This window comes from Thermodesulfobium sp., from assembly GCF_053498235.1.
On sequence record NZ_JBRCUV010000034.1, the window covers coordinates 36,577 to 55,431 of the forward strand.

The following is an 18,855-nucleotide window of genomic DNA, read 5'->3' on the forward strand; positions in this document are numbered from 1 at the left end:
TTACTTGTCTACAATTACATCCCTTGTTCCAGAACTTCCCTTTGGAGCCGATACAACCCCTCTTTTTTCGAGTTGATCCATTATCCTAGCTGCTCTTGAAAACCCAATTTTTAATCTTGTCTGAAGATAGGTAGTAGACGCCCTTCTAGTAGAAATAACAATCTCTTTTGCTTCATCGTATAATTCATCAAGCTCAAGTTCATCTACCTCTTGACCGTTCTTTATCTCGAGAGGAGTCTTGTGTAAAGAGGGGTATTGTCTCCAATGTCTTACTATAGCGTTTATTTCTTCATCGTCTACCAAACATCCCTGCACTCTAATTGGCTTAAGAACGCCTTGAGGGTAGTACAACATATCCCCTCTCCCCAATAATTTTTCAGCCCCACCAAAATCAAGAATTGTTCTTGAATCCACAGAACTTGAAACTGCAAAAGCGATTCTTGATGGTATATTCGCCTTAATAGTACCTGTTATTACGTCTACTGAGGGTCTTTGGGTAGCAAGTATCAGGTATATTCCAGTAGCTCTTGCCATCTGAGCCAGACGAAAAACTACTTCTTCCACCTCTTGAGAAGCAAGTTTCATAAGATCCGCAAATTCATCAATTACTATTATAATATATGGCATTCTTTCATGAGGAAACCTTTCATTAAAAGTCTGAAGATTCCTTACTGATCTTCTTGCAAAAAGATCGTATCTCTTTTCCATCTCGTTCAAGGCATACACCTTAAGAAGTTTGGCTGCATCTTTTGCGTTTACAATAATGGGCGTCCTGAGATGGGGCATCCCCTCATACAAAGACAGTTCTACCCTTTTGGGATCTATTAAAAGAAGTTCAAGATCCTTTGGCGTGTTCCTTGCAAGAAGGCTAAGTAATATTGAATTCACACAAACCGATTTGCCTGCACCAGTTGCGCCCGCAATAAGCGTATGGGATAGATCGAATATATCTGCTATTACGCTATTTCCCAAAACATCCTTACCAAGTGCTACCAACAACTTTGAAGGATTTTCTTTCACAGCTTTATCAGTTAAAATCTCTGATAACCTTACTGGAATTCGCTTGCTTTTAGGAATTTCTACACCAAGAGTACCCCTCCCAGGAATAGGGCCGTCAATCCTAACAGACCCGGTAGCTAAACCAAGCGCAACCTCATCAGCAAGGGATATAACCTTTTGTAATTTTGTGCCAGGAGGAAGAGAAATCTCGTAAAAAAGCAAAGTAGGACCTTCATAAAAGCTTGTTACTTTGACATCTATACCAAAATCAGCAAAAATCTTTACTAACTTTTCCTTAACCTTTGAATGGTCAAGATTTGATCTAACCTGAATTGGAGGTTTAAGAAGAGATATATCAGGTAATACATAAGATTTATCATTAAGGCTTAAGTTATTTTTATTATCGCCCTCTTTTTTTAAGATCAACTCATCATCTCTTTTTGCCGAATCTGGTAAAGGCTTTGCAACTTCAAATCTAGATAAGGAGCCAGCTTTTGCATCAAAAGATTTTCTATTTAGGTCTTTTTTTTTATCTATTTGAAAATTTTTTTTTAAGAATGCTGGCAAAAAAGATTTAAGAGTAGGCCATTTTTCATTATAATAGTAAGCCTTAAGTAAAATAAAAAAGGATAAAAAAAGTATTAAAAAGGTCGTTGCACCCTGTAAACCAAAGAAGAATTTCAAAAGGGGCACAAACTTAACAGAAATTTTTGGAATTGGAGCTGTATTTATAGGCCACAGTGTGAAAGGTATTTCATATAAGCCAAGCAAAAAAACTGAGCATAACGATACCAACAAAGACAAGCAAAACTCTATAAAAAAGTTTTTTAAACTGTAGCTAAACCTAAGATCGACCACTAAAAGCGTCAAACATAGGAAAAGTGCAATTCCAAACTGCTCTGACATTATCCTTAAATATTTCCCAAATTGACCGCTGTCAGGCAAAAAACCAAAAATGACGATGAAGATGTAAGCTAAAAGTACAAAAATTCGAAAGTATTTGGTATCAAACTTAGCCAGACTCTTCATCAATCTCCTCAGCACATCCAGAGTATTTTATAAAGAAATCACTACATTCTTTAAACACCATATCCCTTTCGTTGTCAAGTGTTATCATATGATACGAGTCGTGAAGTTCAACAAACTTTTTATCCTTTGATGATATTTTATTATAAAGTTCTCTGGCATTTTTTATATTGCAAAGATCATCCTGTTTAGAGTGTATAACAAGCGTTGGAGTCTTGATCTGATTTAAATAAAGTTTTACGTTCTTAGAAAATCTTAAAAGTTCTCTAATTGCAATTGCACTATAGCTCTCATAGACACCAGAAGATTTATTTTGCATAATCCTTAAAACCTGACGTCTAACGGATTCATTCTTTATCCCATACGGGTCAGATTCTTTATAAGAATAAAACCAAATAAAGGGTGGTATAAAAGCAAGCGGAAGCAAAAACTTATACCAGGGAAGATTCCATCCATCTATTGCAAGTGTTGGAGAAAGTAAAGCCTGTGCTCTTACAGGAAAATTACGACTAATTTCAAGACAAAGCAAAGCTCCAAGACATATTCCACTTATAAATACCTCATTATACCCATTTGATATTGTTTTATATTTATCCTGCGCAAAATAAGACCAATCCTGCCATATAATTTTGTCAAGAGCAGACGGTTTAGTACAATGACCGGGCAAACAGGGCACAAATACGTCGAATTTCAAAGAAAACAGATACTTTGCAAACCTTGAAAGCTCAAAAGGAGTCCCCGTCAGGCCATGAAATAAGATTACCGCTCTTTTATTGCCCGATTTTAATTCTATGTCCCTAATCAACTTTTTAAACCGATAATTTTGAGAAAAGCTTATCTAAAAGTTTTATGGCAAGATCTATTTCATCATCAGTAATATACAGTGATGGTGCAAGAGTAAATACATTTTTATAATAGCCTCCAACATCAAGTACAAGACCGTATTTTTTCCCTTTATATTCAAGGTTACCCCTTAAGCCTTCTTCAAGAATAGCATCAGTAAGCGCTTTATTTGGGGTAAACGAATCATCCTCACATACCTCAATTCTTAAAGCAAGTCCAAGTCCCTCAACATGCCCTATGGTTTTGTACTTTTTCTTTAAATATTCCAAACCTTCAAGGAAAAGCTTACCCTTCCTATTCACCTCTTTTTCAAAATTTTCTTCCTTTACAAGATTCATAACCTCAAGGCCAACCCTTGCACCCAATATATTTGAAGCAAACGTCGAATGGGTAGAACCAGGAGGAAATATATCAGGATTTATGATATCCTCTCTTGCCCAAACCCCAGAAAGCGGATTCAAACCATTTGTTAAGGACTTGCCAAAGGTTAATATATCTGGAGAGATGCCAAAATGCTCTGCCGCCCACATTTTTCCTGTTCTAAAGAATCCCATTTGAATTTCGTCATCTACTAATAATATCTTCCTCTCCTTCACAATTTTACAAAGCTTTTCAAAATAGCCTTTTGGAGGAATAACATAGCCCCCAGTGCCCTGAATCGGTTCAATAAAGAATGCTGCATACTCGCATTCTGAAGTCTTTGGATCCCACACGCCATTATACTCTGTATCAAAGAGCCTCTCGAACATTTTAAGACAATAAAAATCACAATTATCAAGCTTCTTCCCATAAAAACATCTAAAACAATATGGATATGGATGAAAGTAAGCCCTATCTGAAAAATGTCCGAATCTTCTTCTATATCTATAACTTGAGGTGATAGATGATGCCCCAAGCGTCCTACCGTGATAACCGCCCATAAATGCGAACATCAAGTTTTTACCTGTATAGTTTCTCACAAGTTTCAATGCATCTTCAATTGCTTGAGAACCACCAACATTAAAGTGAACCCTACCCTTCTTGTTAAAGCTATTTTGAATAGAAAGGGATATCTCCTTTGACAAAAGAATCTTAGGTTCACTTAGATATTGAGAAGCAAGCTGCCCAAGGGTATTAATCTGATCTATTAAGGCATCGTTAAGTTTTTTGTTTTTATACCCAAAGTTGCACGCGCTATACCACATCTGAAGATCCAAAAATGGGGTATTTGAGGAATCAAACACGAAAGAACCTTCTGAACTGCGAAATATTTTCGGTTCTTTTACGTAATGAACTGTATCTCCAAACGAACAAAATTCTCTTTCTAATCTATAAAGTTCTTGATCTGTCATTAACTTTGCCTCCTAAACAATTTAATACACAATAAGGTAAATAATATTTTTAATTTAATAAATATTTCAAAAGCGAGTAAAAATTTTTATACAAAACATCCATTTAATAAGTGTTCATAAATAAAATCTCTAATTTCAGAAAAGCTATTAAAATTATAAAAATTATAACCCTTTTCAAAAGAAAATTTACTTAATTCGCCCTTTGAAAATATAAAGTCCGCTAACCTCACAGGGCAAAAATCAGACCTACCGTTGCCAATGTAATATATAAATTTTTTATTCGAATACTGCTCTACAATTTTACACTTGCACATGCCCGATGAAACCAGACATGTACTTTCTTTATAAGGAAAATCCAAATACAACTTGCCTTGCTTATAAACCAGAGAATTTGAAAAAAATCTTAAATTTAACTTTAGTTTTTTAAATATATAATCTATAAACAAGTCAAATCCATCACTTAACACTATCAAGTCTATTCCTTTGTGTTTTATAAAATCGCAAAAATTAACAAAACTATTGTCTATTTCTACACCGTCAAGAAAATCATATATCTCTTCAATAGTAACATCCTTTACGCAATCGATCTGCCTTTTTAGGCATTCATCGGATCCAATCTCCCCATTTTGCCAAAGAGATTCTATTTTGACCCACTCTTGAGTAGCGAATTTATCTAAAAATTCGTCCACCGTATCATTTTTTGTTATAGTTCCATCAAAATCACAAAATATAATCTTTTCCATAGTTATTAGCTTATGTAAAATTGATTAAAATATAATTAAAAAACAATATATAAGCTCTATAATAAGATTTTTTAGACACTTTAACATAATTTATACCTCACTTTTATGATTTTTGTTACAATCAGGCCAAATTTTGAAAAGAGATTACTTTAGCATAGGGCACTTACCATTTTCGCTTATTTTAGTATCCAATGAACAATGATCGCGATATCTTTTACAATTCTCATTACACTTTGCACCCTTCTCAATACAGGCATCTAATCTAAAGACTATATCAAGATTTTCAAATCTATTCTTTAAGCAAGACACCAAACTTTCTGCATACTTGTTTGCCTCATAAAGCGTAAAACAAGCCGGAAAAACTAGATGCAAGTCAAGGTATGTTTTATTTCCTGATTTCCTAGTTCTTATTGCATGAACTGATAATAAACCTGGAATTTTTGTGCACTGAGACTGTAAATATGACTCCACTTCTGCAACTCTTGTTTCCATTATTGAAGATATAGATCTGTAACCTAAAAGCAATGAGGTTTTTAATATCCACAGAGCAATCAGGATCGACATTAGAACATCTAAAAAGTACAAAGAAAATGCCTCTTGCAAAAACAGGCCTATCATAACTGCAAAACCAACAAATACATCGGCCATAAGATGAATAGAGTCAGCTCTTAAAACGGCAGAATTAAAACGCTTTGCACCATATCTTTCAAAAAATGATCCAAACAATACAAGAATCAGGGTAGAACCGTAGAAAATCATAGATACAGTTTCCATCTTAAAAGTAGGTTTATTTATTCTTGAAACTGCCTCAAGGAGAATAAACCCTGCAAGAGTTAAAAGAACAATGGCCTCTAGCAATACAAACAGATCCTCTATTCTTCCATGGCCATAAGGATGAGTTTTGTCAGCAGGCTTTCTTGCACCTATGCAGGCAATCCCAGCTGCAAAACTAAGGGCAACATCAGTAAAGGCGTGAAATCCTTCTGCGGTAATAGCAAGCGACGATGTCAAAAAACCAGCGTATATTCTTATAAAAGCACCTACAAGAGCAAGGAAAGCCGCTACGTATGCAAAGTATTCTTCATTTTTTAACAACACAAATTTTTGCCTTTATTTTAAGTATTTATTTTATTTGGACTTTTCTTTCATTCTTTTTCTGAAATTTGTCCAATCTACAACTAGAGCAGTAGCATTAAATATAGATGAGTAAGTTCCACTAATTATACCTATTAGCAGGGCTATGATAAACCATTTTATAACAGGACTTCCAAATATAAGCAAAGATAATAGAACTAACACAACAGTAAATGATGTGTTAATAGACCTTGAAATTGTTTGAAGTGTACTGAAATTGGCAATCTCCTCAAAGCTGTGCTTTTTTATAAACTTCATATTTTCCCTTATCCTATCAAAAATAATTATAGAATCATGCATAGAATAACCTATAGTACTCAAAACAGCAGTAACAAAAAGTGAATCAACTTCTGCATGAAAAAGCACACCAAATATCGAGAAAAGTCCCGTTATGACCAAAACATCGTGTAAAAGGGCTATTACTCCACAAATAGCAAAAACAGGCTTGTATCTTAAAGAAAGGTATAGAATTATTAAGAGAGATGCTACAACAACTAATATTATCGCCTGTCTAACAAGTTCAGCTGAAACCGTAGGGCCTACCATATCTATTTTGTCAAAGGTAATTTTTCCTAATTGGGATTCAAGACTTGAGACCAGAGATCTTTGTTCCTCAATGCTTAAGGGCTTTGTCCTAATAATAAAGGAATTTCCTGATTGTTGAATCATTGTATCTCTTAAATTGTTTGATTCTAATACAGCCCTTAGTTTATTTATAGTAATTTGATTCGCTGGTCTCATTTGGATCATAGTACCACCAGTAAAATCAATTGATGGTCTTAAACCGAACATAATAAGAGAAGCTATCCCTGGAAGAATTATTAGTAAGGATAAACCATAAAACCACTTTCTAAGTCCGATTATATTCATTATTTCTTCCTCCTTTTAGCTCTTCTATCCTTTCGGGAGAAAGAGGTCTTATCTTGTTTTCTTTCCTTTTCTCCTAAAGGAAAAGCTTCATCAGAGCCCTTTGCTTTTACATTTTTATCAGATTCTTGATTTAAAAGAGGTTGCGCCTTCGTTTTAGACTTTGGTTCATCTACAGAAAGTAAGGGTTCATTAGGCACCTCATCCGTAATTGATGCGTTTATGCCAACTCTTGCACCATAGAAAACTAATTTTTTGAAAAAATCAATACGAACAACAAAGTCCATCAATGCCCTCGAAATTATCACAGCAGTAAAAAAACTTATAATAACACCAATAGCAAGAGTTACTGCAAATCCCTTTATTATACTAGAACCCCACGTAAAGAGCACTGCAGTTGTAATAAGGGTGCTGGCATTAGAATCAATAATCGCCGGCAAGGCCCTTTTGAAGCCCATATCCATTGCAGATATTAGTGGAATACCCTTTCTAAGCTCCTCCTTTAATCTTTCAAATATCAATATATTTGCATCCACTGCCATACCAATAGAGAGTATAAAACCGGCAATACCTGGCAAAGTTAAGGTTACAGGTATAAACTTAAATATAGCAAGCACGATAATTCCGTATAAAACAAGCGCCAAATCTGCAACTAATCCAGGTAATCTATAATACAAAATCATAAATATAGCAACAAGCAAAAGTCCTATAAAACCAGCTCTCCAGCCAGAATCAACTGCGTCTTTGCCAATAGTAGGACCAACTACCCTTTGCTCTACTAATTTCACAGGAACAGGTAAGGCACCTGCCTTTATTTGTATTGCAAGTTCCTTTGCACTTTGTAGCGTAAAATTACCAGATATCTGAGCCTTTCCGCCCGTGATAGCCTCCTTTACTACAGGGGCAGATATCTCCTTATTATCGAGAAATATAGCCAGAGGCTTACCTATGTTATTAGCTGTAACCTCAGCAAATTTTTTTGCACCTTCAGAAGTAAAAGTTATGTCCACTACAGGTCTGCTGTTCGAATCATATCCAACCTTTGCATCCTGCAAATCAGCGCCTGTCAATACAGTTTTCCAACCAGTAATTTGACCTGTTGCAGTATCATAAATCGGTTCTTTGAATTCGAGAAAAGCAGTCTTTCCTATAACGTTTAAGGCATGCTGATAATCCTTAATGCCGGGCAGTTGCACGAGAATAGAATTACTACCCTTTAACTGTATAAGGGGTTCTGAAACACCAAGCCCGTTTACCCTGTTCTCAATAACTGCCTTGACTCCCTGCATTACCTCTTTGTTAACAGTAATGTTTGGAGTATTCTGAGCTTCAAGCACCACTTCCATCCCACCCTGCAGATCTAAACCCTCTTTGAGGGGCATCAAGTAGTTTATAGCAATTGCAACGGCAACAACTATAAGGATGACGCCCCATCTTAATCCTCTAAATTTCAAATCCTTCCAACTCCTTTCAAACTAATTTTCGCTTTTAATAAAAAGCGTTTCATGAATTTAGGGCGTTTACGATCTTATATAAAACAGACAAATTATGAATACTAAGCAAGGTCTTGCCAAGTAATTCATTACAAACAAACAGATGTCTTAGATATGCCCTTGAAAAGTTTCTACAGGTATAACAGTCACAATCTACATCTAAAGGAGATTCATCATCTTTAAATCTCTTGTTAGATATATTTATCCTCCCTTTATTATACAAAATTGCAGTACCGTGTCTTGCAATTCTGGTCGGAAATACTGAATCAAACATATCAATTCCCATCTTTACATACGTTAATATGTCTGAACCAACTCCCATTAGATACCTGGGTTTATCATCTGGAATCACCTCAAGCGTAGCAGCAAGAACTTCCTTCGTTAACGTTGCTTCCTCTCCAACTGATAGCCCACCAATAGCAAATCCATCCACACCAAGCGATAAAAGGGCTAAGGCGCATTCCTGTCTGAGTTTAAAGTTCATACCGCCCTGAACTACACCAAAAAAAAGCTGACCAGGATTTCTTTCTACTTTGATAGAGCGCTCAGCAAATTTCAAGGTTCTCTTGACAGACTCCTCTTCTCTTTTTGCAGTGCAAGGATATTCTGGACACTCATCTAAAAATATTGCTATATCAGAATTTAGTTTTTTTTGGATTTCTAAAACCTTTTCGGGTGTTAATAAGATCTCATTTCCATCTAAAATAGATCTAAAAACTACTCCATCATCAGTAACCTTTCTATAGCTAGAAAGGCTAAAAACCTGATATCCTCCAGAATCTGTGAGTATTAGGCCATCCCAATTCATGAACTTGTGGAGGCCTCCTAATTTGTTTATAATTTCCTCGCCCGGTCTTTCATGAAGATGATATGTATTTGAAAGTATCATTTCAAAACCTATCTCTTTAAGCTGTGATGGCGTAAGAGCGCGTACCGTTCCTCTTGTAGCAACAGGCATAAAAAGGGGCGTTTTAGCGCTCTTACCTCTAATGTACAACTTCCCCCTTCTTATGCCGCTTTTACTATCAAGAAAAAGTTGGAAGGGAAGGTTAAATTTATCCATTCACTTTAACTTTCTTTCTCGCAACAATTTTTGCCAGGATAAAAAACCCGTTCAATTGATCTTGCCATACCTGTTGCCTCGTCTATCTCAACAGCAACAGCTTGAAGTTGAGGCTCTTCAAAATCAACCTCAAATTTCTTTGGTATACATGTTAAAAATTTTTGTATTATAGAATCCTTCTTAAAACCTATAATCCCCGCGCTTGACCCTGTCATACCTACATCCGTAACGTAGGCAGTTTTATTTGGAAGGATCTTACAGTCATCAGTAGGCACGTGAGTGTGCGTTCCGATCACAGCGCTAGCCCTTCCGTCCAAGTAATATCCAAGGGCGTTTTTTTCAGATGTAGCTTCTGCGTGAAAATCAACAATTATAACATTTGATTCCCTTTTCATTAGATTATACAAAGAATCAAAAGATCTAAATGGGCAATCAACAGGTTGCATAAATATTCTCCCAAGCAAATTTACCACGGCTACCTTTCCTGATCTTGAATTAAAAATTCCATAACCTGCACCAACTACGCCTGGAGGCAGATTAGCTGGTCTTATGACTCTGTCATTCAACAAAACCTGCTCTGCCTCCTTTTTGTCAAAGGTATGATTGCCCATGGTAAAACAGTCAATTTGTAATTGGAGTAACTCGTCTAGTACCTTATTCGTAATACCAAAGCCACCTGCAGCATTTTCCGCATTTGCAATTATAAAGTCATATTTTGATCTCAAATTAAGATATCTAAAGGCATCTTTAAGTATTCCTCTTCCAGCCCTACCTACAATATCGCCAATAAACAAGATCTTCATTTGGCATATTCAACCGATCTAATTTCTCTCACCACACAAACCTTAATTTCGCCAGGGTAATCTAAAGATTCCTCTATCTTTTTTGCCATATCCCTTGCTAGCTTTTGCGTCATAACGTCGTCTACCTGATCGGGTTTTACTATAACCCTTACCTCTCTACCCGCCTGTATAGCAAAGCATTTATCAACTCCATCAAATGAAAGTGCAATCTTTTCAAGATTTTCAAGTCTTTTTATATAGGTCTCCAAAGACTCCCTTCTAGCACCAGGTCTTGACGCAGAAACGGCATCAGCAGCCTGAACAAGAATCGCCTCAAGACTTATCGGCTCTACCTCACCATGGTGAGCCGCAATCATGTTAACTACAACAGGATTTTCTTTATATCTTTTTGCAATATCTGCGCCAATTATAGCGTGAGAGCCCTCCATTTCAAAATCTAGAGCCTTACCAATGTCGTGTAATAACCCGCCTCTTTTAGCTAAAGTTGCATCAAGCCCAAGCTCTGACGCCATTATACCTGCAAGGTGCGCCACCTCTATAGAGTGCTGATATATATTTTGGCCATAACTAGTTCTAAATTTTAATCTTCCTATTAGCTTTACAATTTCTGGATGAAAGTTTGCTATACCCATCTCTAGACAAACTGCTTCGCCATATTCCTTTATTTCCTGTTCCAATTCCTTTCTTGTTTTTTCAACCATTTCCTCAATTCTTCCAGGATGTATCCTACCATCCAATATAAGCTTCTCTAAGGATCTTTTGGCAATCTCTCTCCTAATAGGGTCAAAACTTGATATTGTGACTGCTTCAGGGGTATCATCAATAATTAGCTCTACTCCCGTCTCAGCCTCAAAAGAACGAATATTTCTACCCTCTCGTCCGATAATTCTCCCTTTCATATCATCGTTTGGCAACGTTATAACAGAAACAGTCGTTTCCATTGTATGGTCAACTGCACACCTTTGGATTGCAAGCGAGAGTATCTCTCTTGATTTCTTTTCCGCCTCCTCTTTAATCTTCATTTGAGCCTCTTTGACCTTGTTCGCTATCTCCACATCTAGTTCTTTCTCTACCTCTGCCAATAATATATTTCTCGCCTCTTCAGCAGTAAGGCCTGATATCCTTTCAATTTCAATCATCTTTTCTTGTACAAGGCTTTCAAGTTTTGCCTTTAGTTCTTCTACTTGAAGTCTTTTTTGATCTATCTGCTCTTCCTTTTTCTCAAGGTTTTCAAGCTTTCTTTCAAGGTTTTCCTCCTTGCGCAGCAACCTTTGTTCAAGCCTGTTTATTTCAATTCTTCTTTCTTTTATCTCTCTCTCTGCCTCAGATTTAAGCCTTATAGCCTCATCCTTTGCCTCGAGTAGTATTTCCTTTTTCTTACTTTCAGCTTCTTTTATATTGTTCTGAAGAACTTCCTTAGCTTCCCTGCTAAGCCTTTCAGCCTCTAATCTTAATTCTTTGATCTTTTTATATAAGTAAAATATAACAGCAACACCAATTATTATCAGCAAAACTAAAATTAGCGTTAAAAAATTACGTTCCACTTAAGGCATCACCCCTTTCGCTTCGTCTTTTCTTTAATGAATATGAGTAGATTTTTAGTTATTAGTGCTTCTCATCTGTCACAGACTTTGCCTCAGGCTCGAAATAAGTTTTTACTGCTTGCATCAACTCATTCCTAAGGTCTAAGTTCTCATCAAGCAATGCCCTTGAAGCATCCTTTCCCTGCCCAAGTCTCAGATCTTTAAAGTAATAAAAACTGCCGCTTCTTGTTATAAATCCAAGATTAATCGCTGTTTCGAACAGATCAGTTGTTTTATCTATCCCCTGCCCATAAATCAAAATCAGTTCAGTCTCTTTAAAAGGTGGAGCTAGTTTGTTCTTCACAATCTTTACTCTCATCTTTGCACCAATGATTTCTCCAACAGAACTTTTTATGGCTTCTCCCCTTCTTACCTCAATTCTCATAGAAGAGTAAAACTTCAAAGCTCTACCGCCAGGGGTAACCTCTACTGGCCCAGAGGTATAACCAGTACTTACCTTTTCCCTTAATTGATTTATAAAAATACATGCAGTTTTTGATTTGTTAACTGTTCCAGTCAATTTTCTTAAGGCCTGCGACATCAACCTTGCTTGCAAGGCAATTGTAACGTCTCCCATCTCTCCTTCTAGCTCAGACTTAGGTATAAGGGCAGCAACTGAATCAATAACAACAATAGCAACAGCATTGCTTCTCACAAGTGTATCCGCTATCTCAAGAGCCTCTTCGCCGGTTGTAGGCTGCGATATGAGAAGATTCTTAAGATTTACTCCAATTCTCTCAGCATAGTAAACGTCTAAAGCATGTTCGGCATCAATAAAGGCCGCAATTCCACCAGCTTTTTGTGCTTCCGCTATAGCATGCAGTGCAACAGTTGTTTTTCCTGAGCCTTCAGGACCGTATATTTCAATAATTCTCCCTCTGGGAAGCCCTCCAATTCCTGAAATAATATCAATAGCCATAGAACCAGAGCTAATAACATCAACTTTTGGAGGTTCGGCCTCACCCAATCTCATTATTGAACCCTTGCCAAATCGACGCTCTATTTGAGATATAGCAGAATCAATACTTCTTTCTTGTTCTGTCTTATCTGACATTTTTAACTTTCCTCCTGAATAATATTCCTAAAGATCAACATACAAAAAACAACCTTTGTTCTAGCTAACAGTTTTAAATTCTTTTTTTTCTATCATATTACAAATATCCATACAAGCCAATTTTGCCTTCTCTAAATTTTTCGATTCCACCATAACCCTTACGATTGGTTCTGTTCCAGATGGTCTAACTACTATCCTACCGTCAAAACCTTCTCTAAATTTTTCGATCTTTTCTACCAAATCTTGACTCAAAGATGAGATCCTTGTTTGTAGCTTTATGCTATTCATAACTTGATGATATTTCTTAAACAGATTTAACTTTTTAAGGCCAAGTTCGTGAATACTCCTTAACATGTACAAAGCTGCCAACATACCATCACCACATAATTCACCGTTTATAATTACGTGTCCGCTAGTCTCTGCGCCAAGAAGAGCATTTTTCTCCTTCATCATGCTATATACGTTCTTGTCGCCAACGTTTGACCTATAAAAAATAATATTTTCCCTTTTAAGAAATTCTTCGAGCCCCATATTCGTCATGACTGTTCCCACCACAGAAAAATTCCTTTTGCCCATTACCACCTTTAACCACAATGAAAGAACGGCAAGAAAATCATCTCCATCTACAACATTCCCTTTGTCATCACAGGCTATCACTCTATCGCCATCTCCGTCAAAGGAAAAACCAGTTGTCGAAGGTTTGTTCAAACCTCTACTCAGATCACAAATAACCTTGGGGTGAGTACTGCCACAATTTAGGTTAATGTTATAACCATCAGGATAGCAACCTGCGGTGTATAAGAAATCCGGGTGTAAAAAGTTAAAGAGTTTAGGCGCATACCTAGTAGTAGACCCATTTGCACAATCCAACACAATTCCCTTAACAATTATTCCTTTTGATCGCTCTTTTAGGTAATTCAAGTAAACTTCAGTTAGCTTTTCATCCTCATAAATCTTCGCAGGCGGTTCTTCTGTTAAATCAGAATTCATAAAATTCTCTACACAAAGCTCTTCATCAGGATTTAACTTTAGACCACCCTTTGAGAAAAGCTTTATACCGTTGTCATAAGCTAAATTATGAGAGGCAGTTATCATTATGCCAGCATATTCTCTATAAGCGCACAGGTACTGAAGTCCTGGAGTGGTTATAACGCCCAATTTTATAACCTCAACCCCCTGAGAACTGAGTCCAGCAGAAACAGCTGATTCAATCATATCCGACGAAAACCTTGTGTCCTTCCCTAACAGAACTGGCAAACCGGGTAGGTTTTTTCTAAGATATAAGCCAAATGCCCTGCCAACATCAAAACAAAGCTTGGCGCTTAACTCCGAACCAATTTTTCCTCTTATACCATCCGTGCCAAAAAGTGCCAAATTAAATCCTCCTAAAAATTTTCATAAACTTTCAAAAGCATATCCTTTTGATTTCATAATAGGTAAAACTACTTCAAGAGCCTGAATAGTTTTCAAAAGACCCTGATGGCCGAGAAAAACATTCCCATTCTTCAAACCTGAAAGATATGAATTTGCAATCTGCTCTCTTGTAGTTTCTTTTCTATAATCTGCAGTATTAACATTCCACCAAGCTACCTTTAAACCCAAGTCCTCAACAAGCTTTTCCTTCTCGCTGTTAAGATCACCGCCAGGGGGTCTAAACCATTTAATATCCGACAGGTTAAGACCTGCGGCCTTAAATGTAGCAGTTTCTAAAGTAATTTCATCCTTGGCCATAGCAGTATCCAACTTGTTAAAGTTATAGTGATCCTCTGAATGATATCCTATTTCAATTCCCCAGTCCTGCAAGATTTTTCCGATATATGGCCTAACCTCAAGCATCTTTCCAACTAAAAAAAATGTAGCATGACCGTAATGCCTTATTAGATCAGCAAGCAGAAGCGAATATAAGGGAAATGGCCCGTCGTCAAAGGTCAAATATACCTTTTTCTCATTCTGATTCAAAGGAGGTTGTTCAACCTTTTTAAAGGGATCTTTTCCCTTGTAATAAGGCTTACCATTGTTCCATGACCAAAAATAACCACAGTCTTCGAGAGGTTTACTATTGTTGAAGGAATCTTTGGTAGAAAGCGCAGTAAATAGCTCTCCATAACCATATTTATATGGAGCAGGCCTCTCTATAAAGCTTATTTCGACAAAATCAAGACCTGGTATATCAAACAAGGAAGAAAAGATCTTTTTTGATTCAGCTTCGAACCACGCATTACTTTCTGGGTTTACCTTCAAGGCAACCCATGCGCCAGTAATGTAGCCATTGGACGCTGACTTTACGTCAAGGACGTCGCCAGTTAACTTTGATCTTATCTGGTTTGTAATATTATCTGTATTTAACTTATCGACTTGAGCAAAGGATAAGTGCTCAACCCTATGTGAAAAGTGCCATATCAAAACACCTGCAACAATAAGTATCAAAATAGCAGGTACGACAACCTTTATATTTAAAAGTTTCATGCAAACTCCCTTCTAAGAACATAATTATCAAATATACAAACCAAACCTTACATATCGAGGGCAACGATATCCTCGTAGGTTTCCCTTCTTACAAGAAGAGTATCTTTGCCGTCCTCTACCATAATCATAGCTGGACGTCCAAATCTATTATAGTTGCTTGCCATAGAGTAATTGTATGCACCGGTTGCAAAAACTATTAGTATGTCTCCTACCTTTACCTCTGGCAAGGATATCTTTTCAATAAGCATATCCCCAGATTCGCAAAATCTACCTACTATTCTCACTTCTTGAAATAAATCGGTTTTTTCATCAAGCTCAGCATGATATTTTGCTTTATATAGGGCATATCTAGGATTATCCGCCATACCACCATCAACGGCCACATAAGGCAAGAAATCCTCGATCTTTTTAATGGAACCAACCTTATATAACGTTATTCCAGACGGACCTACAATAGATCTTCCTGGTTCAACAGTAAAGGCTATATCTTTAAAATTATATTTATCCATATTCTTATTTATCTCAGAAGAAATCTCTCTTACAAACTCTTCAATGGAGGCAGGGGTGTCATCTTCTGTATACATTATTCCAAAACCTCCACCAAGATTTATATTTTTTACAAGAATACCCTCATCTCTTAACTTCTTTGTAAAGTCAAACATTATGTCTACCAACTCTTTATATGGCTTGGGATCAAAGATCTGTGAACCGATGTGAGCGTGAATACCCTTGAACTCAACACCATTGATGCTAATGAGCTCTCTTACAGCAGATAGGGCATTTTCTCCAACTGGAAAGCCAAACTTCGAGTCTATTTTGCCTGTTTTGATAAACTCATGTGTGTGGGCCTCTATACCAGGAGAAACCCTTATCATACAAGGTATATAACTATATTTAATCGATAACTCTTTAATCTTATCTATCTCAGAAAAGCCGTCAACAACTATATTGCCAACCCCTGTTCTAATAGCAAACTCCAATTCTTCAAGGGATTTGTTGTTACCGTGAAAGTATATCCTTTTTGTATCAAAACCCGCCTTAATTGCTGTATATAATTCTCCTCCAGAAACCACGTCAAGCCACATATCCATCTCATTTAACTTTCTTAAAAAGCCAGTCACACAAAGAGATTTTCCAGCAAAAGCTATCCTAGACTCAAATGGAAGATATTTCTTAAAGCTTTCTTTAAAGAGGTTAATTCTAGACTTTACAGTCTGCGCACAAATTATATATAAAGGTGTAGAATACCTTTGCACCAAATCCTTTATACGGATACCGCCAATATAGCAGGACTTATCTCTTCTCTCAAACGTTTGGGGATATAACTTCAAACAGCGGCCTCCCCTCTCTCCTCTGTTCTAATTCTTATAACTTCATCTACCGAGCTTATAAATATCTTTCCATCTCCGACTTCACCTGTTCTTGCAGAATCTATAATAGTTTGAACTACGCCTTCTACTTCGTCTTCTGGAATTACTACCTCAATCTTTATTTTTGATAAAAGGTCAACCACATATTCAGAACCTCTATATCTTTCAGTATGTCCTCTTTGACGCCCATAACCCTTTACTTCTGTAATTGTCATGCCCATTACTCCCATTTCAGTAAGAGCAGCCTTTACTTCATCAAGTTTATAGGGTCTAATAATTGCTTCTATCTTTTTCATTTTATGGCCCGGCTCGGGCTCACCTCCTTATATTAAAGATCTTAATATTTTACTATATTATATAGAATAATATAAAGAATCAAAAATGAAAAATAAGAGGTGTGACATTAGATTGAAGGTAGTTTTAGTTGAGCCAGAAATCCCACAAAACACTGGTAACATAGGCAGACTTTGTGTGGCAGCAGGAGCCTCTCTTGTGATAGTAGGCCCTACAGGATTTATAATAAACGACAAAAGACTTAAGAGATCCGGAATGGATTATTGGAAATACCTTGATTTTACTTTTTATCCAACTTTTGAAGAAGCATGGCCTAATTTTGACAAAGAAAACCTATTTCTCTTTTCCCCATCCGGCAAAACAATTTATACTCAGGGCAACTACTCTAAAGAAAGCCTTCTTGTATTTGGAAAGGAGAGTACAGGTTTAGATAAAATGTTGCTCAAAGAATTTGAAAACAAAACCTACTTCATTCCAATGAGGAAAGAGGCTCGATCGCTAAATCTGGCAAACAGCGTAGCAATAGTTCTATATGAAGCATTAAGACAAACAGAAAAGTGGTAGTTTTATGAAAAGTACTTCTTAGGTATGTATTTCAACCATTCCTGGTATTGATTTTTTGCACACCTAATAACTTCAAGGAAGTTAGAGGGAACCTTTGGTTTTCTTGGAGGCCTTAATAACTTCATATTTGCCTCATCTGGTGTTCTATTGCCCTTCTTTAGGTTACACGATTGACAGGCAGCCACTACATTTTCCCAGACAAGCTCTCCACCTCTAGATTTTGGAATCACGTGATCTACGGTTAGATTTGAGGATTTTTTGCCACAATATTGGCAGGTATTTTGATCCCTTGCTATTACGTTTTTTCTTGTTAACGCAACTTCCTTGTAAGGCAAAAAAATATTTCTATTTAACCTTATTACGCAGGGAAGCCTAATATCTTCTCTTAAGAAATGCCCGTTGTACTCTATTATCTCTGCCTTTTTCTTCCATACAAGCAATACGCCCTTTTTCCAGGAACTTACGCCCAAAGGATAAAATGAGGCGTTCAAAACTAAAACTTTCTCATCAGAAAGCCCCTTTTTTGTAAGGAAAACTATCACCCCTAAATTTATGTATTTCTAATACAACTCTAATGATTATAGCACAGTATAATGTTAACATTAGGTTAATCTTTAGATCGTCTTTTTGAACCTTGAGAGAAAATAATATATAGAAAAAGAAGCGCTATCGATATTCGAAACATGTTTGAGGTAGTAGATATAATATTCAATATCCTTTTCTTATAGTTGTTTAACATAGATTAAATTATATCAGCTTTTAGCAAACTAAGATTAAAAATGCATTATATGGAGTAAAAGGGTATAGATTTTTTGCTATACATGTGTAATTATATGTTTATATGATATAATAATATATATAATATAGAAATGGTGAAGTGATTGGCACTTACAAAAGGTGTATAATATAAATCAGTAAGATAGTATTTGGATACCTTGACAACTAAATATGATTTTGCTTCTCCCAAAGCTTTGAAGGGCGCAAGCCTTCAAAGAGCCAAATGCAGAAACTTGCAATCAGCAAAAAAAGGAGGTGTATTCCCCCGAGTGCACGCAAGGGTATCTGCAAAAGGCTTGTATAAAAAATCAAAAGAAACGAAAAGAAATCTAAATTCCTAAAAAGGGGGAAATGCAAAGGTGAAAAAATTATCTATGCTTTTTGTAGTTGCATCACTTCTCGTCGCCCTTGCAGTTCCAGCCATGGCAGGACCATTTTCTGATGT

The 18,855-nt window shown here is 36.5% G+C and carries 17 protein-coding genes; 1 reads left to right on the forward strand and 16 read right to left on the reverse strand.

Annotated features, from left to right (window positions below):
* The 15 genes from ACWIUX_RS04520 to ACWIUX_RS04590 all read right to left on the reverse strand — a co-directional run bounded on the left by ACWIUX_RS04520 (position 1) and on the right by ACWIUX_RS04590 (position 17,071).
* Complete coding sequence (locus ACWIUX_RS04520) at positions 1 to 2,028, reverse strand: DNA translocase FtsK (protein WP_448589535.1); 2,028 nt, start codon at positions 2,026 to 2,028, stop codon at positions 1 to 3.
* Positions 2,012 to 2,830 carry an alpha/beta hydrolase gene (locus tag ACWIUX_RS04525; RefSeq protein ID WP_448589536.1) on the reverse strand — a complete coding sequence of 273 codons (819 nt, stop codon included), beginning with the start codon at positions 2,828 to 2,830 and terminating at the stop codon, positions 2,012 to 2,014. The genes ACWIUX_RS04520 and ACWIUX_RS04525 overlap by 17 nt, the downstream gene beginning before the upstream one ends.
* A 4-nt stretch (positions 2,831 to 2,834) precedes the next feature.
* On the reverse strand, positions 2,835 to 4,199 hold the full coding sequence (locus ACWIUX_RS04530; protein ID WP_448589537.1) for an aspartate aminotransferase family protein: 1,365 nt from the start codon (positions 4,197 to 4,199) through the stop codon (positions 2,835 to 2,837).
* Positions 4,200 to 4,285: 86 nt separating this feature from the next.
* Positions 4,286 to 4,942: an MtnX-like HAD-IB family phosphatase gene (locus ACWIUX_RS04535; RefSeq protein ID WP_448589538.1), complete on the reverse strand. Its 657-nt coding sequence runs from the start codon at positions 4,940 to 4,942 to the stop codon at positions 4,286 to 4,288.
* A 144-nt stretch (positions 4,943 to 5,086) separates the two neighbouring features.
* On the reverse strand, positions 5,087 to 6,040 hold the full coding sequence (locus ACWIUX_RS04540; RefSeq protein WP_448589539.1) for a cation diffusion facilitator family transporter: 954 nt from the start codon (positions 6,038 to 6,040) through the stop codon (positions 5,087 to 5,089).
* Between the two features lie 30 nt (positions 6,041 to 6,070).
* Positions 6,071 to 6,946, reverse strand: a complete 876-nt coding sequence (gene secF / locus ACWIUX_RS04545) for a protein translocase subunit SecF (RefSeq protein ID WP_448589540.1) — start codon at positions 6,944 to 6,946, stop codon at positions 6,071 to 6,073.
* Entirely contained in the window at positions 6,946 to 8,397 is a 1,452-nt protein-coding gene (gene secD, locus ACWIUX_RS04550) for a protein translocase subunit SecD (protein WP_448589541.1), read from the reverse strand. The genes secF and secD overlap by 1 nt, the downstream gene beginning before the upstream one ends.
* 49 nt (positions 8,398 to 8,446) lie before the next feature.
* Entirely contained in the window at positions 8,447 to 9,499 is a 1,053-nt protein-coding gene (gene tgt, locus ACWIUX_RS04555; RefSeq protein WP_448589542.1) for a tRNA guanosine(34) transglycosylase Tgt, read from the reverse strand.
* Positions 9,500 to 9,504: 5 nt separating this feature from the next.
* Positions 9,505 to 10,302, reverse strand: a complete 798-nt coding sequence (locus ACWIUX_RS04560; protein WP_448589543.1) for a TIGR00282 family metallophosphoesterase — start codon at positions 10,300 to 10,302, stop codon at positions 9,505 to 9,507.
* The gene (gene rny, locus ACWIUX_RS04565) at positions 10,299 to 11,846 is read right to left on the reverse strand and encodes a ribonuclease Y (protein ID WP_448589544.1); all 1,548 of its coding nucleotides are present in this window, start codon (positions 11,844 to 11,846) and stop codon (positions 10,299 to 10,301) included. The genes ACWIUX_RS04560 and rny overlap by 4 nt, the downstream gene beginning before the upstream one ends.
* 61 nt (positions 11,847 to 11,907) lie before the next feature.
* Positions 11,908 to 12,939 carry a recombinase RecA gene (recA, locus tag ACWIUX_RS04570; protein WP_448589545.1) on the reverse strand — a complete coding sequence of 344 codons (1,032 nt, stop codon included), beginning with the start codon at positions 12,937 to 12,939 and terminating at the stop codon, positions 11,908 to 11,910.
* Between the two features lie 60 nt (positions 12,940 to 12,999).
* Positions 13,000 to 14,313: a phosphoglucosamine mutase gene (locus tag ACWIUX_RS04575; protein ID WP_448589546.1), complete on the reverse strand. Its 1,314-nt coding sequence runs from the start codon at positions 14,311 to 14,313 to the stop codon at positions 13,000 to 13,002.
* A 21-nt stretch (positions 14,314 to 14,334) separates the two neighbouring features.
* On the reverse strand, positions 14,335 to 15,405 hold the full coding sequence (locus ACWIUX_RS04580) for a polysaccharide deacetylase family protein (protein WP_448589547.1): 1,071 nt from the start codon (positions 15,403 to 15,405) through the stop codon (positions 14,335 to 14,337).
* 47 nt (positions 15,406 to 15,452) lie between these two features.
* Positions 15,453 to 16,736 (reverse strand): diaminopimelate decarboxylase, encoded by a 1,284-nt coding sequence (lysA, locus tag ACWIUX_RS04585; protein WP_448589548.1) that lies wholly within the window; start codon positions 16,734 to 16,736, stop codon positions 15,453 to 15,455.
* Entirely contained in the window at positions 16,733 to 17,071 is a 339-nt protein-coding gene (locus ACWIUX_RS04590; RefSeq protein ID WP_013755527.1) for a P-II family nitrogen regulator, read from the reverse strand. Before ACWIUX_RS04590 ends, lysA begins: the two co-directional genes overlap by 4 nt.
* A 106-nt stretch (positions 17,072 to 17,177) precedes the next feature.
* Here ACWIUX_RS04590 and ACWIUX_RS04595 point away from each other — a divergent pair, with 106 nt between their 5' ends.
* Entirely contained in the window at positions 17,178 to 17,633 is a 456-nt protein-coding gene (locus ACWIUX_RS04595) for a tRNA (cytidine(34)-2'-O)-methyltransferase (protein WP_448589551.1), read from the forward strand.
* Between the two features lie 2 nt (positions 17,634 to 17,635).
* On the opposite strand, the gene ACWIUX_RS04600 is transcribed toward ACWIUX_RS04595, so the two are convergent.
* On the reverse strand, positions 17,636 to 18,175 hold the full coding sequence (locus ACWIUX_RS04600) for an HNH endonuclease (RefSeq protein ID WP_448589549.1): 540 nt from the start codon (positions 18,173 to 18,175) through the stop codon (positions 17,636 to 17,638).
* Positions 18,176 to 18,855: the final 680 nt, after the last annotated feature.

Excerpts from the sequence above, each read along its gene's own strand:
- ACWIUX_RS04520 (WP_448589535.1), bottom strand. The coding sequence starts at position 2,028 with ATGAAGAGTCTGGCTAAGTTTGATACCAAATACTTTCGAATTTTTGTA.
- ACWIUX_RS04530 (WP_448589537.1), bottom strand. The coding sequence starts at position 4,199 with ATGACAGATCAAGAACTTTATAGATTAGAAAGAGAATTTTGTTCGTTT.
- ACWIUX_RS04535 (WP_448589538.1), bottom strand. The coding sequence starts at position 4,942 with ATGGAAAAGATTATATTTTGTGATTTTGATGGAACTATAACAAAAAAT.
- secF (WP_448589540.1), bottom strand. The coding sequence starts at position 6,946 with ATGAATATAATCGGACTTAGAAAGTGGTTTTATGGTTTATCCTTACTA.
- tgt (WP_448589542.1), bottom strand. The coding sequence starts at position 9,499 with ATGGATAAATTTAACCTTCCCTTCCAACTTTTTCTTGATAGTAAAAGC.
- ACWIUX_RS04560 (WP_448589543.1), bottom strand. The coding sequence starts at position 10,302 with ATGAAGATCTTGTTTATTGGCGATATTGTAGGTAGGGCTGGAAGAGGA.
- recA (WP_448589545.1), bottom strand. The coding sequence starts at position 12,939 with ATGTCAGATAAGACAGAACAAGAAAGAAGTATTGATTCTGCTATATCT.
- ACWIUX_RS04580 (WP_448589547.1), bottom strand. The coding sequence starts at position 15,405 with ATGAAACTTTTAAATATAAAGGTTGTCGTACCTGCTATTTTGATACTT.
- ACWIUX_RS04590 (WP_013755527.1), bottom strand. The coding sequence starts at position 17,071 with ATGAAAAAGATAGAAGCAATTATTAGACCCTATAAACTTGATGAAGTA.